Raw genomic sequence first — 15,562 nt, 5'->3', positions numbered from 1 at the left:
TGGAAACTGATGTTAAAAATCAACGAAATTCATGAACTGATAAAAAGAATCGATGAATCTTCCATCGACGAATTTGTTTACGAAATTGAAGGCGTAAGCCTCAAACTGAAAAAAAATGAAGCGCCGGCAGTGAATGTAACGGGACAAGCCCAAGCCGTTCCCGCCGCTTACGCACCTGCTCCGCAGGCTGCAAAACCGGAAGCGCGTGAAGCCGCTCCTGCTCAGGAAGCGCCGAAACAAGACGAAAACCTGCACAAAATTACGTCTCCGATGGTCGGAACGTTTTATGCTTCTTCATCGCCGGAAGCCGGCCCTTACGTAAACCAAGGTTCAAAAGTGAGCGAAAATACAGTTGTTTGTATCGTAGAAGCAATGAAACTCTTTAACGAGATTGAAGCCGAAGTAAAAGGAGAAATCGTTGAAGTGTTAGTTGAAAACGGCCAGCTGGTCGAATACGGACAACCTCTATTTCTTGTAAAAGCTGAGTAAGGAGACCTGCTATTATGATTAAAAAGCTATTGATCGCCAACCGAGGAGAAATCGCCGTCAGAATCATCCGGGCCTGCAAAGAGATGGGCATTGAAACTGTAGCCGTTTATTCTGAGGCAGATAAAGACGCCCTGCATGTCCAAATGGCCGATGAGGCTTTTTGTATCGGGCCGAAAACATCGAAAGAGAGCTATTTAAATGTAACGAACATCGTCAGCGTCGCAAAGCTGACCGGCACGGATGCGATTCATCCGGGATACGGGTTTTTAGCTGAAAACGCCGACTTTGCCGAGCTGTGCGAGGAATTAAACGTAACGTTTGTCGGCCCTACGGCTGACGCCATTTCAAAAATGGGAACAAAAGATATCGCGCGCGACACGATGCAGCTGGCGGGCGTGCCGATTGTGCCCGGTTCAAAAGGAATCATAAAAAATACAGAAGAAGCGGTTTCGCTTGCAGGTGAAATTGGGTATCCTGTCATTATAAAAGCCACTGCGGGCGGAGGCGGTAAAGGCATCCGGGTCGCACGCACAGAAGAAGAACTGATCAAAGGCATTGAGATTACCCAGCAGGAAGCCGCTACGGCATTCGGAAATCCGGGTGTGTACATCGAGAAGTACATAGAAGATTTCCGCCATGTTGAAATTCAGGTGCTTGCGGATAATTACGGAAACACGATCCATCTCGGAGAGCGTGACTGTTCTATCCAAAGACGTCTGCAAAAACTTCTTGAAGAGTCACCGTCACCTGCGCTTGATTCTGAAATCAGGGAGCAGATGGGTGAAGCAGCGGTAAAAGCAGCGAAGGCTGTCGGTTACACGGGAGCCGGCACAGTAGAATTCATTTATGACTACAGAGAACAGCGCTACTACTTCATGGAGATGAACACGCGTATTCAAGTAGAGCACCCTGTCACAGAAATGGTGACGGGAACGGATCTGATCAAAGAACAGATCAAAGTGGCATCCGGACAGGAGCTTTCGCTCAGACAGGAAGACGTTGAATTTAACGGCTGGGCGATTGAATGCCGCATCAACGCTGAAAATCCTGCGAAAAACTTCATGCCTTCACCCGGTAAAATTAACATGTACCTGCCGCCGGGCGGACTCGGTGTACGCGTGGATTCAGCCGCATATCCCGGCTACTCGATCCCGCCGTACTATGACAGTATGATTGCTAAAGTCATCACATACGGAACAACGCGTGATGAGGCAGTCGCACGGATGAAACGCGCGCTGAGCGAATTCGTGATTGAAGGTATTGAAACGACGATTCCGTTCCATTTGAAACTGCTTGAACACGAAACATTTGTCAGCGGAGAGTTTAATACAAAGTTTTTAGAAACATATGATGTAATGGGCTCATAATTTTTGCGGGAGGTGAATTGAATGGAAGACAACAGTGTGCTTAAAATGGATCATGATGAGGCTCATTTAGGCAAGGTTGAAATTGCTCCTGAGGTCATTGAAGTCATTGCCGGCATCGCCGCTTCCGAAGTTGAAGGAGTTGCTGAAATGCGCGGCAATTTCGCCACGGGCGTCGTAGAACGCTTCGGCAAAATCAATCACGGCAAAGGCGTAAAGGTCGATTTAGCTGATGACGGGATTACCATCGACGTCTATTGCGTCGTTCAATTCGGGATCTCGATCCCGAAAGTGGCGGCAAGCGTTCAGGAGAATATCCGCCAAACCTTATTAAACATGACGTCTCTGACCATTAATGAAATCAATATTCATATCGTCGGCATTCAATTTGACACGAAAGCCCAAGAAGTCGAAATCGACGAAGAAATGTAATGAGCGTATAAAAACCAAGGGGATGGGCAGCCCTTTGGTTTTTTATACGTTTCCCGTCATTTCAGGCATGAAGAAAGCCGGCTTACAAACGGCAGCCGAGTTTCTTCATGCTGTGAAATCCGAATGAAATTAATACAGTTTGTGAAAATATTCGGCATTAGGGTGAAAAAACCTAAATTTCGACATGCGATTGAGAAAAAAATATGTTATGATCTCTTTAAGCTTAACGACAAGCGGATAAAGCGGATCTGAAGGAGAAAGAAAATGAAAAGAAGAACAGCTAGAGAAAAAGCTTTGCAGGCACTTTTTCAGATTGATGTCAGCGATATTGCACCGAACGATGCCATTGAGCACGCGCTTGATGGTGAAAAAACAGATGCCTTCTTTGAACAGCTGGTGTACGGAGTGATCGAACATCAGGTTCAGCTTGATGAAATGATTTCCGGCCATCTCGTCAATTGGAAGCTTGACCGGATTGCAAACGTAGACCGCGCGATCCTGCGTCTGGCGGTGTATGAAATGGTTTATTCTGACGACATTCCTGCTAACGTGTCATTAAACGAAGCGATCGAGCTGGCAAAACGGTTCGGCGACGATAAAGCTGCAAAATTCGTAAACGGGGTTCTTTCTAACATTAAAACTGATATCGAATCATAGGAGGAAAGAAAATGACTGCAACAATCATCGACGGAAAAGAAACGGCTAAAGAAAAACGCGAACAATTGGCAAAAGAAGTAGAAGAGCTGAAAGCACAAGGCGTAGTGCCTGGATTGGCGGTCATTTTAATCGGAGACGATCCCGCTTCTGTTTCATATGTGACAGGCAAGAAAAAAGCCGCTGAAGCAATGGGAATGAAATTTAAGCTTGACCGCTTTGACTCAAGCTTAACCGAGGCGGAGCTTTTAACAGTGATTGATCAGTATAATCAAAATCCGGAATTCCACGGCATTCTCGTCCAGCTGCCGCTCCCGGATCATATTTCTGAAAAAGCCGTAATCGAGCGGATCTCCCCTGATAAGGATGTTGACGGTTTCCACCCTCTCAACGTCGGGAAAATGCTGCTTGGCGAAGATACATTTCTTCCATGCACGCCGCACGGAATTGTCGAGTTATTGAAAAAGACGAACGTAGATCTTTCCGGCAAAGAAGTTGTTGTAGTCGGACGAAGCAATATTGTCGGTAAACCGGTCGGCCAGCTGCTGCTGAACGAAAACGCGACCGTCACATATTGCCATTCCCGCACGAAAAATATGTCTGAGCATACGAAAAAAGCAGATATTCTTGTGGTAGCGGTCGGTAAAGCGAACTTCATCAAAGCCGATCAAATCAAAGAGGGCGCCATTGTCATTGATGTCGGCGTCAACCGTCTCGAAAACGGAAAACTCTGCGGAGACGTTCAGTTTGATGGAGCGAAAGAAAAAGCATCTTTCATTACGCCGGTGCCGGGCGGAGTAGGTCCGATGACCATCACAATGCTTGCGCATAATACTGTTAAATCTGCCAGACGTACGTTATCATAGATAACCGGAGACAGTCACAAAAAGTGTGACAATGAGCACGATACCCGCTTCTTAAGGCTCCTTTCAGCCAGAGCGGGTTTTCTTAGTTTAGGGCAAAAAGCCTTTATGAAAGGAGTGCAGGATGTGAGTGAAGCGGCATATGTCACGGTTTCCGCGCTGACCAAATACATTAAACGAAAATTCGATGTGGACCCTCATCTTGAAGACATTTGGATTAAGGGTGAGCTCTCCAATGTTAAAATTCATACGAGAGGCCACATTTATTTTACATTAAAAGATGAGCATGCCCGCATGCAGGCCGTCATGTTTCAGAGGCAAAGTTCGAGGCTTGCGTTTAAGCCCGAAGACGGAATGAAGGTCATCGTAAGAGGCGGCATCTCCGTCTATGAACCGAGCGGAAGCTATCAGCTGTACGCGAAAGAAATGCAGCCGGACGGTGTGGGGGCGCTCTACTTAGCATATGAAGAATTAAAGAAAAAACTTGCCGGCGAAGGGTTGTTCGATGACCGGCATAAGCAGGCCATCCCCGCTTTTCCGGCCACGATCGGGGTCGTCACGTCACCGACGGGAGCAGCCGTCAGAGACGTCATTACCACACTCAAAAGAAGATACCCCCTTGTGAAAGTCATTGTGCTTCCCGCGCTCGTTCAAGGTGAAAATGCCAGCAGATCGATTGTGAAGCGCATTGAAGAAGCCAATGCACAAAAAATGTGTGACGTCCTGATCGTCGGAAGGGGAGGGGGCTCGATCGAAGAATTGTGGGCATTTAACGAAGAAATCGTGGCCCGGGCGATTTTTGCTTCCGCCATTCCGATTATATCAGCCGTCGGACATGAAACAGATTTTACAATCAGTGATTTCGTCGCGGATATCCGGGCGGCAACGCCGACAGGAGCGGCAGAAATCGCCGTCCCCCACACGACGGACTTAATGGAACGGACAAAAACGGCGGAAGTCCGCCTGACAAGAGCGATGCAGCAGCATATCAGCAAGAAAAAAGAACGGGTTCAATCGCTCCAGTCATCCTACGCGTTCCGTTTTCCGAAACGATTGTATACCCAAAAAGAACAGCAGTTTGACCTTTTGTATCAGCAGTTCCAATCACAGCTCACAGGGCTTACGGACATGAAACAAAGGCAGCTGGAGCGGAATACGTACAGATTAACGGCGCTCCACCCTGAAACCCAGCTGAAACAGGCGAAAAAACGGTACGAGGAGCGCTCAAATCAGCTCGCCCGAAGCATGAATGTCCAGCTGAAGCAGCTTCATTCGCAGTTTCAGACGGTTCTTGGTAAACTGAATGCATTAAGTCCCCTTCAGGTGATGGAGAGAGGATACAGTCTGGCCTATAAAGACAAAGAGCTGATCAAAAGCGTTGATCAAGTGGAACAAAATGATACGCTAGAAGTAAAGATGACAGACGGCGTTCTGACGTGTGAAGTATTGCAAAAGAGAGGCGAACGAAAATGACAGAAACCAAAAAAAGTGAAGAGCTGACATTTGAAGAGGCGATGAAAGGCCTTGAAGGCATTGTGGCAAAGCTTGAAGAAGGAGACGTGCCGCTGGAGCAGGCGATTAATTATTTTCAGGAAGGGATGGCCCTTTCAAAAATGTGCCATGAAAAGCTTCAGCATGTCGAAAAGCAAATGGACTTTATTTTAAAAGATAACGGAGAACTTGCACCTTTCAGCGTTCAGGAGGAAGACGAAGGTGACAAATAAACTGGACGCATTTTTAGCATCGCGCAAACAACTGATTGAGCAGCAGCTTTCTTTGTATACAGAACGGCTTGCGATGCCGGAAACCCTCAAAAAATCTATGCTGTATTCTTTGGAAGCGGGCGGAAAGAGGCTGCGCCCCCTCGTCGTCTTAGCCGTTCTGAATGCTTACGGAAAAGATGAAAAAGACGGGATTCCGGTCGGATGCGCTGTCGAAATGATTCATACGTATTCTTTAATACATGATGATCTGCCTTGCATGGACGATGATGATCTGCGCCGGGGAAAGCCCACAAACCATAAAGTCTTCGGAGAAGCGGCAGCCGTATTGGCCGGAGACGGGCTTCTGACAGAAAGCTTTAAATTGATCACATCTCATGTGTCTGAGGCGGTTTCAGCAGAAAAACGGCTCCGTCTCGTCGATGAGCTGATCAGTGCAGCGGGAACGGAAGGAATGGTCGGCGGGCAGGCTGCCGACATGGAAGCGGAACAAAAGCGGATAACGCTTGAGGAGCTGGAATCCATCCACGAGCGGAAAACGGCCAAGCTCCTCGGTTTTTCCGTGACGGCGGGCGCCATTTTGGCAGATGCGCCGGAGGATGAAGTCGAAAAGCTCCGTTTGTTCAGCAGCCATATCGGCATCGGATTTCAAATCAGAGACGACATCCTTGATATTGAAGGGCATGAGGAGAGGATCGGCAAACCGGTCGGCTCAGACACCTCGAACGAAAAATCAACGTATCCGTCGCTTTTAACGCTTGAAGGCGCGAAAGAAAAGCTTGCGTATCATATCAGCGAGGCGAAACAGATCATCAGCGGCCTTTCTCTTCAGAAAGAATTGCTGCATGACCTCTGTGATTTAATCGCGGCGAGAGATCATTAAAAACGATCCTGATTTGAAGGGGCTGCCGCTCCTATGGTAAAATGTAAGCAGTTTCGATGAAAATACAAAGGGAGTCTTTTTCTTTTTTCAAAAAGACACTGTTTAATTTGCAGAAATTCATGCTGAAAGTGAGTTGATCCGCTTTGGATCTTTTATCAATACAGGACCCGTCATTTCTTAAAAAGATGTCAATTGAACAGCTGGAAGAGCTGAGTGAGGAGATCCGCAATTTCCTCATCACATCGCTGTCTGCCTCTGGCGGCCATATCGGGCCGAACCTCGGGGTTGTCGAGCTGACAATTGCGCTTCACAAAGAATTTGACAGTCCGAAAGATAAATTTTTATGGGATGTCGGACATCAGTCCTATGTTCATAAACTGTTAACCGGACGCGGCAAGGAGTTTGAAACCTTGCGCCAATATAAAGGGCTTTGCGGTTTCCCGAAACGCAGCGAAAGCGAACATGACGTATGGGAAACAGGCCACAGCTCAACCTCGCTCTCAGGCGCGATGGGAATGGCTGCCGCCCGTGATATTAAAGGATCGAAAGAATATATCATCCCGATTATCGGAGACGGCGCTTTAACCGGAGGAATGGCGCTTGAAGCGCTGAACCATATCGGTGATGAGAAAAAAGACATGATCGTCATCCTGAATGATAATGAGATGAGCATTGCGCCGAATGTCGGGGCGATTCATTCTATGCTGGGACGGCTTCGCACGGCCGGTAAATATCAATGGGTAAAAGACGAGCTTGAATATTTATTTAAGCGCATCCCGGCCGTCGGCGGAAAATTGGCTGCCACAGCTGAACGGATAAAAGACAGCTTAAAATATATGCTTGTGTCAGGCATGTTTTTTGAAGAGCTGGGCTTTACGTATTTAGGCCCGGTTGACGGTCATTCCTACCACGAACTGTTTGAAAACCTGCAATACGCCAAAAAAACGAAAGGTCCTGTCCTGTTACATGTCATTACGAAAAAGGGCAAAGGCTATAAACCGGCTGAGACCGACACAATCGGCACATGGCACGGAACGGGTCCTTATAAAATCAATACGGGTGATTTCGTCAAGCCGAAAGCCGCGGCGCCTTCATGGAGCGGACTTGTCAGCGGCACCGTGCAGGAGCTGGCGCGCGAGGATGACAGAATTGTCGCGATTACACCGGCTATGCCGGTCGGCTCTAAGCTTGAAGGATTTGCGAAAGAATTTCCTGAGCGCATGTTTGACGTCGGAATTGCAGAACAGCATGCGGCGACGATGGCGGCTGGAATGGCGCTTCAGGGTATGAAGCCGTTCCTTGCGATTTATTCGACCTTTTTGCAGCGGGCGTACGATCAGGTCGTCCATGACATCTGCCGTCAAAACGCGAATGTATTTATCGGCATTGACCGCGCCGGTTTGGTCGGCGCTGACGGGGAGACGCATCAAGGCGTCTTTGACATCGCCTTTTTGCGGCATATACCGAACCTCGTTTTAATGATGCCGAAGGATGAAAATGAAGGCCGCCATATGGTCAATACAGCCCTTTCCTATGAGAAAGGTCCGATTGCGATGCGCTTCCCGCGCGGAAACGGACTCGGCGTAAAGATGGATAAAGAGCTGAAAACCATTCCGATCGGAACATGGGAAGTGCTCCGTCCCGGAAAAGACGCGGTCATTTTAACATTCGGTACGACCATTGAAATGGCGCTGGAAGCGGCTGAAGAACTGCAAAAAGAAGGCCTGTCCGTGCGTGTCGTGAATGCGCGGTTCATAAAACCGATTGATCAACAAATGATGAAGGCCATTCTTAATGAAGGTCTGCCGATTTTAACGATAGAAGAAGCCGTGCTTGAAGGCGGATTCGGCAGCACGATTCTCGAATTCGCTCATGACCTCGGCATGTATCATACACCGATTGACAGAATGGGCATCCCAGACCGGTTTATTGAACACGGCAGCGTAACCGCCCTGCTTGAAGAAATCGGTCTCACGAAGGCTGAGGTTATGAACCGGATAAAACTGCTGATGCCGCCGAAGACACATAAAGGAATTGGATCATGACAGCAAAAAAAGAACGATTAGATGTACTTCTTGTAGAAAAAGGCCTTGCGGAAACGCGGGAAAAAGCGAAACGCGCCATTATGGCGGGCATCGTATACTCAAATGAAAACCGATTGGACAAACCGGGTGAAAAAATCGCCCGGGATCTTCCGTTAACGGTAAAAGGAAACCCTCTTAAATACGTCAGCAGAGGCGGATTAAAGCTTGAAAAAGCCCTGGAAGTGTTTCCCGTCTCGGTAAAAGGCAAAACGATGATTGACATCGGCTCGTCTACAGGGGGATTCACGGATTGCGCCCTCCAAAACGGAGCCGAGCAGTCCTACGCAGTGGATGTCGGCTATAATCAGCTTGCTTGGAAGCTCAGACAGGACGAGAGGGTCGTCGTCATGGAACGGACGAATTTCCGCTATTCCGAGCCTTCCGATTTCACAGAGGGTTTGCCGGAATTTGCGACAATCGATGTTTCTTTCATCTCACTCCGCCTCATTCTGCCGGTTTTAAAAACGCTGCTTGTACCGGGGAGCGATTGTATTGCACTGGTAAAGCCGCAATTTGAAGCCGGACGGGAATCCGTCGGAAAAAAAGGCATTGTCAGAGATCCCGGCGTTCATACTGACGTTCTCCGCCGCATGAATCAATTTGCCGCTTCTGAAGGATATACAGTGAAAGGACTGTCCTTCTCACCGATTACAGGGGGAGACGGCAATATTGAGTTTCTGCTTCATTTGGAATGGGGCGGAGAAGACGGAAACGGCGCTGAACTGCCGGAAGAAGACATTCTCCGTACCGTCCGCGAAGCACATGAAACATTAAAAGCCAAAAAGACAGATGTACCGGAATAATAGGGGGCTATTATTCCTTTTTTCTGCCATCATGTACTTTTTATCAAGAAGCGGTTAACATAATGACAAGAACAGCTTGAAAACAGAGGTGCTTACATGACAAAAGGCCAAAGGCATATAAAAATCAGAGAGCTTATTACAAGCCATGAGATTGAAACGCAGGATGACTTAGTTGACATGCTGAGAGAAGAAGGATATAAGGTAACTCAGGCGACTGTCTCCAGAGACATTAAAGAGCTGCATCTCGTAAAGGTGCCGACGAACAACGGCTCCTACAAATACAGCCTGCCGGCGGATCAGCGGTTCAATCCGCTGTCAAAACTGAAGCGTTCATTAATGGATGCGTTCGTAAAAATTGACTCAGCAAGCCATATGATCGTATTAAAAACGATGCCGGGGAATGCTCAGGCAATCGGCGCTCTGATGGATAATCTCGAATGGGAAGAAATCATGGGCACGATTTGCGGAGATGACACGATCTTAATCATCTGCAGAACGCCTGAAGATACGGAAGGCGTTCAAAGCCGTCTTTTGGAGCTGCTGTAGCGTAATTATCAGATAAAAGGTGGAATGCTGTTTGTTAGCTGAACTATCAATAAAAAACTTTGCCATTATAGAGGAACTGACGATTTCGTTTGAACGGGGGCTCACCGTCCTGACGGGAGAAACAGGGGCCGGCAAGTCAATTATTATAGACGCCGTTTCCCTATTAGTCGGCGGCCGCGGCTCGTCTGAATTTGTCCGTTACGGTGAAACAAAGGCCGAGCTTGAAGGACTGTTTCTTTTGGACAGCGGTCATCCCGTTTTTGATGTATGCCGTGAGCAGGGAATAGACGCATCTGATGACATGATTGTCATGAGAAGGGACATCAATGCCGGAGGAAAAAGCGTCTGCCGTGTCAACGGAAAATTAGTGACGATTGCGGCTTTAAGGGAAATCGGCAGACTTTTATTAGATATTCACGGACAGCATGATAACCAGCTGTTAATGGAAGATGACAAACACTTGGAGCTTTTGGACAGGTTTGCGGGCGCTGAGGCCGAATCCGCGCTTCAGGCTTACCATGAAGGCTATGAGCGTTATATGAAGCTGCTCAAAAAAGTGAAGAAGCTGTCAGAAAGCGAGCAGGAAATGGCGCATCGGTTAGACCTGATTCAATTTCAGCTTGAAGAAATCGAGTCGGCGAAGCTTGAATTGAATGAAGACGACCTTCTTCAGGAAGAGCGGAAGCAGATATCCAACTTTGAAAAAATTTATGAATCATTGCAAAACGCCTATAATGCGCTCCGCAGCGAGCAGAGGGGGCTTGACTGGGTCGGAATGGCCTCTGCCCAGCTTGAAGATATTTCGGATATCAATGAACCGCTGCAAAAGCTGTCAGAAAGTGTGTCAAGTTCTTATTATCTGCTGGAGGATGCAACCTTTCAGATGCGCAATCTGTTAGATGATCTGGAATATGACCCGGAACGGCTGAATTTTATTGAAACCCGTTTAAATGAGATCAAACAGCTGAAGCGCAAATACGGAGCGACGGTAGAAGACATTTTGGAATACGGCTCCAAAATAGAAGAGGAAATCGATCAAATCGAGAACCGCGACAGCCACCTTGAAGCGCTGAAGAGGGAATTGGAGTCGGTCGGCAAAGATGTGGCCGTAGAAGCCGCCAATTTATCAAAAATCAGAAAAGCTTGGGCTAAGAAACTGGCAGAAGCGATTCATCAGGAATTAAAAAGTCTGTATATGGGCAAATCAACGTTTGATACGGAATTTCTCGTGAAAACCGATCCGTCAGCCAGTGAAGCACCGGTTGTCAACGGGCAGCCCGTGCAGCTTACCCAAAAGGGGATTGACCTTGTGAAGTTTTTAATTTCAACAAACACCGGTGAGCCTTTAAAACCGCTGTCAAAGGTCGCTTCCGGAGGCGAGCTTTCAAGGGTGATGCTGGCGATGAAGAGTATTTTTTCTTCCCAGCAGGATGTCACCTCCATCATCTTTGACGAAGTGGACACCGGTGTAAGCGGGCGGGTTGCCCAAGCCATTGCGGAAAAAATCCATAAAGTATCGACCGGTTCACAGGTGCTCTGCATTACACACCTGCCGCAGGTTGCCGCCATGGCGGATACGCACCTTCTGATCGCAAAAGAATTCAAAGACGGCCGGACGACAACGCATGTCACGTCGCTTTCCAAACAGGACAAGGTAGCGGAAATCGGCCGCATGATTGCGGGCGTTGAAGTGACCGATCTGACAAAACGGCATGCACAAGAGCTTTTAAAACAGGCCGGACAGGTAAAAACGACAGGATAAGCTGCTGATACAGGCAGCTTATTTTTTTGTTCCATTTCTCTAACAGTGTATCCAATGTTTTTCTTCGTATGCCGGTTATAAATCAAGCGCAGGAAGGCAAAAGTATAGATGTAGCAGAAAAAGAAAGTGGTGTGGGATAGGAGCGAGGAGAGTGAAGGAATGAATGCACGATAACATGAGGAAAGCAATAGGTGTAATTCTCCTTGTTTCTTTACTAAGTGTAGGCTTTTTTAAGCCGTTTAAAGAATATTTACTGATTCCGTCAGAAATGAGCGTCTTTGAAAACCAGACACAGGCCGTTCCGGTCAATGCATCAATAAGCGCTGAAAAGGGCGAATTATCAGAAGCCTTTACGCTGAAAGAAGAGCACGGCCATGCAAACATAACAGGGCAAACACAAGGCCGGTCAGAAGTAGTATATGATCTTGCCGGGTTTCCCATTAAAAAAACAAAAGTGCGTGTCCTTCCAGAATTGAAGGTCATTCCGGGCGGACAGTCCATCGGTGTAAAACTGCATTCAGTCGGTGTTTTGGTCGTCGGCTTTCACCAGGTGATGACAAAGGATGGGAAAAAGTCTCCGGGAGAACAAGCGGGAATTGAATCTGGCGACATCATTATTAAAATGAACGGACATAAAATTGAAAAAATGAGCGACATCGCTCCGTTTATTCAAAAAGCGGGCAAAACCGGTGAATCTTTGGACTTATTGGTGAAACGCGATAAGCAAAAAATCAAAACAAAGCTGATTCCGACAAAGGACGAAGCCGAGGGGAAATATCGAATCGGCCTTTATATCCGCGATTCGGCAGCCGGCATCGGCACCATGACATTTTTTGAACCGAAAACAAAAAAATACGGCGCATTGGGCCACGTCATCTCTGATATGGATACAAAAAAACCGATTGTTGTAGAAGACGGAGAAATCGTCCGTTCAACTGTAACATCGATTGAAAAAGGAAAAGGCGGCAATCCCGGCGAAAAACTGGCAAGGTTTTCGTCAGAACGGAAAACGATCGGCGATATTAACCGCAACAGCCCGTTCGGCATTTTCGGGACACTGCATCAGCCGATTAAAAACAACATTTCCGACAAAGCGCTTCCGATTGCTTTGTCAAATGAAGTAAAAAAAGGACCTGCGCAAATGCTGACGGTTATTGAAAACGATAAAGTAGAGAAATTTGATATTGAAATCGTCAGCACCACGCCGCAAAAATTCCCGGCGACAAAGGGAATGGTGTTGAAAGTGACAGATCCGAAACTGCTGAAAAGAACCGGCGGAATCGTTCAGGGGATGAGCGGAAGCCCGATCATCCAGAACGGAAAGGTCGTCGGAGCCGTAACCCACGTATTTGTCAATGATCCGACAAGCGGCTACGGCGTTCATATCGAATGGATGCTGTCTGAAGCGGGTGTTGATGTTTACGGGAAAGACAAAGCAAGCTGACTGCCGGATGATCCGGCAGTTTTTTTATGTGATGCGTTCTTCACTTCTTTCCGGGATTCATGTAAAATAAGACATGAAGATTTTTCGACAAATTCACGTTTCCTGATTTGTCAAACTTAATTTTTAGTCGAAAAACCTAGAAAATGCTAGAATAACAAAGATATACCACTATTATTGGTAAATATGGATTTTTTAAAAGGGGAAGTAGTGGTTTTGTCGAATGTAACATATAGCAGTCAAATGGGTTGCGTCCTGTTAATACATTGGGGGAGGAAGAAACGTGGAGAAAATTAAAGTTTGTGTTGCTGATGATAATCGAGAGCTTGTAAGCCTGTTGAGTGAATATATAGAGGGACAGGATGATATGGAAGTGATCGGCGTTGCTTATAACGGACAGGAATGTCTTTCTTTGTTTAAAGATAAGAATCCCGATGTGCTCGTTTTAGACATTATCATGCCGCATCTGGACGGACTTGCGGTTTTGGAGCGTCTGCGGGAATCAGAGCTCGAGAAGCAGCCGAACGTCATCATGCTGACGGCATTCGGTCAGGAAGACGTAACGAAAAAAGCCGTCGATTTAGGCGCGTCCTATTTCATCCTGAAGCCGTTTGATATGGAAAACCTTGTCGGCCATATCCGCCAGGTAAGCGGAAATGTCAGCAGTGTCACACACCGTGCGCCGTCTGCGCAAAGCAGCATTATCCGCAGCCAGCCGGAGCCGAAGCGGAAAAATCTCGATGCCAGCATTACAAGCATTATCCATGAGATCGGTGTGCCTGCCCATATCAAAGGCTATCTTTATTTGCGTGAAGCCATTTCCATGGTGTATAACGATATTGAACTCCTCGGCAGCATCACAAAAGTCCTTTATCCCGACATCGCCAAAAAATTCAACACGACCGCAAGCCGTGTAGAACGGGCCATCCGCCACGCCATTGAAGTCGCATGGAGCAGGGGAAATATTGATTCCATTTCTTCACTGTTCGGATATACGGTAAGCATGACAAAAGCAAAACCAACCAATTCAGAATTCATCGCGATGGTTGCTGACAAGCTGAGATTGGAGCATAAAGCTTCGTAACAAAGCTTTTGGCTAAATGCCTTTTTCGCGCCTTCTTTTCCGTGCATGAACGCGGAAGAGAAGGCGTTTTGAAATTTTGCTGACGAAAACAATGGGAATCACTCACGCCGTTACTTGTTCTATACATAAATGCGGGATCTATGACGTCTACACGTATAATACCGGTGCTGATATTTTAATGATTTTGCCGTCTCTGAAATAAAAGCGGGGGACGCGGCGGCTTAACACAGATAAGACTTCGTAGCTGATCGTACCGAGCATTTCGGCAATTTCATCAACGGAAATCTCGGCTCCTTGTTGTTTACCGTAGATGACGACTTCTTCTCCTTGTTTGCCCTCATTCTCACCTAAACTGACCATGATCATATCCATTGTCACTCTCCCCGCTACCGGCACCCGTCTGCCGCGGTGCAGAATAAACCCGCGGTTGGACAGGGCGCGGGAGTAACCGTCAGCATAGCCGATCGGAATCGTCGCGATGATTTCACCCGGTTCGGCGATATATGTGGCGCCATAACTGACGGTCCGGGGATCTGTCACCATGGCTTTCACATAAGCGATACGCGCCTTTAAACTTAGTGCGGGTGTGAGATCCACGAGGTTCAGTTCCTTTATCGAGGCGGACGGATATAAACCATATAACCCAATGCCTAAACGGATCATGTCGGCGCTGAATTCCGGGAATGCGATAGCGGCGGCTGTGTTGCACATATGCACGGTAGGCAGCGTAATGTCTTGATTTTTTAAAAAGCTGAGAAAGCTGATAAACTTTTCGTGCTGCAGCATCGTCAGCTCAGTGTCCGGTTCATCCGCTGTTGAAAAATGTGTAAAGATGCCATCCCATGACAGGTATGTACTCGACTTGAGCGCTTTCACCACTGCTAAAAGTTCTTCTTCCGTACGCACACCCAGCCTGCCCATTCCGGTATCCACATTGATATGAATGGACAGCCGTTTCGAATCTGCTTCTTTTTCCAATATCCGATTCGCTTTTTTGATCCAGCTGACCTGAAACGCTGATAATGTTATGTTCCAAACGGCAGATTTTTTCACACAGCTGAGAGCTGTGAAGCCGAGCACAAGAATAGGTGCCGTAATTCCCGCTCTCCGTAACACAATTCCCTCTTCGACGCTGGCGACAGCGAGCTCGCTCGCCCCGCTTTCCAGTGCCTGCCGCGCTACTTCCACAGACCCGTGGCCATAAGCGTTGGCTTTTACGACGGCCATAATTTTAGACGTATTCGGAATATGGCGGCGGATCGCCCGTACGTTCTTTTTTATCGCATCAAGGTCAACTTCAATCCAAACTTCCCGGCAAAGTTTTTTCATCACGATTCCTTCTTTCCTTAATGAGATTCAGTACTCGCTTTCAATCTGCATTCTATTCATCTTGAACTGAAATCATTCAAAACAAGGGAAGGTGATCGCTGATGTTT

Annotated in this window: 15 protein-coding genes; 14 read left to right on the top strand and 1 reads right to left on the bottom strand. The window is 47.4% G+C overall.

Going from position 1 to position 15,562, the window contains the following annotated elements; translation table 11 throughout:
* The first annotated feature begins 9 nt into the window (after positions 1 to 9).
* From accB to spo0A, 14 genes are all read left to right on the top strand, one after another.
* Complete coding sequence (gene accB, locus SB847_RS07475) at positions 10 to 489, top strand: acetyl-CoA carboxylase biotin carboxyl carrier protein (protein WP_007612510.1); 480 nt, start codon at positions 10 to 12, stop codon at positions 487 to 489.
* Between the two features lie 14 nt (positions 490 to 503).
* Positions 504 to 1,856: an acetyl-CoA carboxylase biotin carboxylase subunit gene (accC, locus tag SB847_RS07470; protein WP_007612508.1), complete on the top strand. Its 1,353-nt coding sequence runs from the start codon at positions 504 to 506 to the stop codon at positions 1,854 to 1,856.
* Positions 1,857 to 1,877: 21 nt separating this feature from the next.
* On the top strand, positions 1,878 to 2,285 hold the full coding sequence (locus SB847_RS07465) for an Asp23/Gls24 family envelope stress response protein (protein ID WP_003153156.1): 408 nt from the start codon (positions 1,878 to 1,880) through the stop codon (positions 2,283 to 2,285).
* 264 nt (positions 2,286 to 2,549) lie between these two features.
* Complete coding sequence (gene nusB / locus SB847_RS07460; RefSeq protein WP_007408349.1) at positions 2,550 to 2,942, top strand: transcription antitermination factor NusB; 393 nt, start codon at positions 2,550 to 2,552, stop codon at positions 2,940 to 2,942.
* A gap of 11 nt (positions 2,943 to 2,953) precedes the next feature.
* Positions 2,954 to 3,805 (top strand): bifunctional methylenetetrahydrofolate dehydrogenase/methenyltetrahydrofolate cyclohydrolase FolD, encoded by an 852-nt coding sequence (gene folD, locus SB847_RS07455; protein ID WP_410561526.1) that lies wholly within the window; start codon positions 2,954 to 2,956, stop codon positions 3,803 to 3,805.
* Between the two features lie 123 nt (positions 3,806 to 3,928).
* Entirely contained in the window at positions 3,929 to 5,275 is a 1,347-nt protein-coding gene (gene xseA, locus SB847_RS07450; RefSeq protein ID WP_015388015.1) for an exodeoxyribonuclease VII large subunit, read from the top strand.
* On the top strand, positions 5,272 to 5,526 hold the full coding sequence (locus tag SB847_RS07445) for an exodeoxyribonuclease VII small subunit (RefSeq protein WP_007408352.1): 255 nt from the start codon (positions 5,272 to 5,274) through the stop codon (positions 5,524 to 5,526). Before xseA ends, SB847_RS07445 begins: the two co-directional genes overlap by 4 nt.
* Positions 5,516 to 6,406: a polyprenyl synthetase family protein gene (locus SB847_RS07440; RefSeq protein WP_007408353.1), complete on the top strand. Its 891-nt coding sequence runs from the start codon at positions 5,516 to 5,518 to the stop codon at positions 6,404 to 6,406. The genes SB847_RS07445 and SB847_RS07440 overlap by 11 nt, the downstream gene beginning before the upstream one ends.
* A 143-nt stretch (positions 6,407 to 6,549) precedes the next feature.
* Positions 6,550 to 8,451, top strand: a complete 1,902-nt coding sequence (dxs, locus tag SB847_RS07435; protein WP_410561528.1) for a 1-deoxy-D-xylulose-5-phosphate synthase — start codon at positions 6,550 to 6,552, stop codon at positions 8,449 to 8,451.
* Positions 8,448 to 9,293 carry a TlyA family RNA methyltransferase gene (locus SB847_RS07430; RefSeq protein ID WP_410561529.1) on the top strand — a complete coding sequence of 282 codons (846 nt, stop codon included), beginning with the start codon at positions 8,448 to 8,450 and terminating at the stop codon, positions 9,291 to 9,293. The genes dxs and SB847_RS07430 overlap by 4 nt, the downstream gene beginning before the upstream one ends.
* Positions 9,294 to 9,389: 96 nt before the next feature.
* The gene (gene ahrC / locus SB847_RS07425; RefSeq protein ID WP_003153173.1) at positions 9,390 to 9,839 is read left to right on the top strand and encodes a transcriptional regulator AhrC/ArgR; all 450 of its coding nucleotides are present in this window, start codon (positions 9,390 to 9,392) and stop codon (positions 9,837 to 9,839) included.
* Between the two features lie 31 nt (positions 9,840 to 9,870).
* On the top strand, positions 9,871 to 11,601 hold the full coding sequence (gene recN / locus SB847_RS07420; protein ID WP_410561530.1) for a DNA repair protein RecN: 1,731 nt from the start codon (positions 9,871 to 9,873) through the stop codon (positions 11,599 to 11,601).
* Positions 11,602 to 11,764: 163 nt separating this feature from the next.
* Positions 11,765 to 13,045 carry a SpoIVB peptidase gene (spoIVB, locus tag SB847_RS07415; RefSeq protein WP_007408360.1) on the top strand — a complete coding sequence of 427 codons (1,281 nt, stop codon included), beginning with the start codon at positions 11,765 to 11,767 and terminating at the stop codon, positions 13,043 to 13,045.
* Positions 13,046 to 13,325: 280 nt separating this feature from the next.
* Entirely contained in the window at positions 13,326 to 14,126 is an 801-nt protein-coding gene (gene spo0A / locus SB847_RS07410) for a sporulation transcription factor Spo0A (protein WP_003153177.1), read from the top strand.
* Positions 14,127 to 14,273: 147 nt separating this feature from the next.
* On the opposite strand, the gene alr is transcribed toward spo0A, so the two are convergent.
* Positions 14,274 to 15,455, bottom strand: a complete 1,182-nt coding sequence (gene alr / locus SB847_RS07405) for an alanine racemase (RefSeq protein WP_017418123.1) — start codon at positions 15,453 to 15,455, stop codon at positions 14,274 to 14,276.
* Positions 15,456 to 15,562 lie beyond the last annotated feature (107 nt).

The sequence above is a fragment of the Bacillus sp. SIMBA_026 genome (genome assembly GCF_046535335.1).
Lineage (GTDB): Bacteria > Bacillota > Bacilli > Bacillales > Bacillaceae > Bacillus > Bacillus velezensis.
The sequence above is the reverse complement of the archived record's forward strand: the minus strand, read 5'-3'. Positions and strand labels throughout refer to the sequence as shown.

What these genes read in the sequence shown, in the direction of transcription:
- SB847_RS07465 (WP_003153156.1), top strand. Translation starts at nt 1,878, where the DNA reads ATGGAAGACAACAGTGTGCTTAAAATGGATCATGATGAGGCTCATTTA.
- alr (WP_017418123.1), bottom strand. Translation starts at nt 15,455, where the DNA reads ATGAAAAAACTTTGCCGGGAAGTTTGGATTGAAGTTGACCTTGATGCG.
- accB (WP_007612510.1), top strand. Translation starts at nt 10, where the DNA reads ATGTTAAAAATCAACGAAATTCATGAACTGATAAAAAGAATCGATGAA.
- spoIVB (WP_007408360.1), top strand. Translation starts at nt 11,765, where the DNA reads ATGCACGATAACATGAGGAAAGCAATAGGTGTAATTCTCCTTGTTTCT.
- SB847_RS07445 (WP_007408352.1), top strand. Translation starts at nt 5,272, where the DNA reads ATGACAGAAACCAAAAAAAGTGAAGAGCTGACATTTGAAGAGGCGATG.
- nusB (WP_007408349.1), top strand. Translation starts at nt 2,550, where the DNA reads ATGAAAAGAAGAACAGCTAGAGAAAAAGCTTTGCAGGCACTTTTTCAG.
- folD (WP_410561526.1), top strand. Translation starts at nt 2,954, where the DNA reads ATGACTGCAACAATCATCGACGGAAAAGAAACGGCTAAAGAAAAACGC.
- ahrC (WP_003153173.1), top strand. Translation starts at nt 9,390, where the DNA reads ATGACAAAAGGCCAAAGGCATATAAAAATCAGAGAGCTTATTACAAGC.
- accC (WP_007612508.1), top strand. Translation starts at nt 504, where the DNA reads ATGATTAAAAAGCTATTGATCGCCAACCGAGGAGAAATCGCCGTCAGA.
- SB847_RS07430 (WP_410561529.1), top strand. Translation starts at nt 8,448, where the DNA reads ATGACAGCAAAAAAAGAACGATTAGATGTACTTCTTGTAGAAAAAGGC.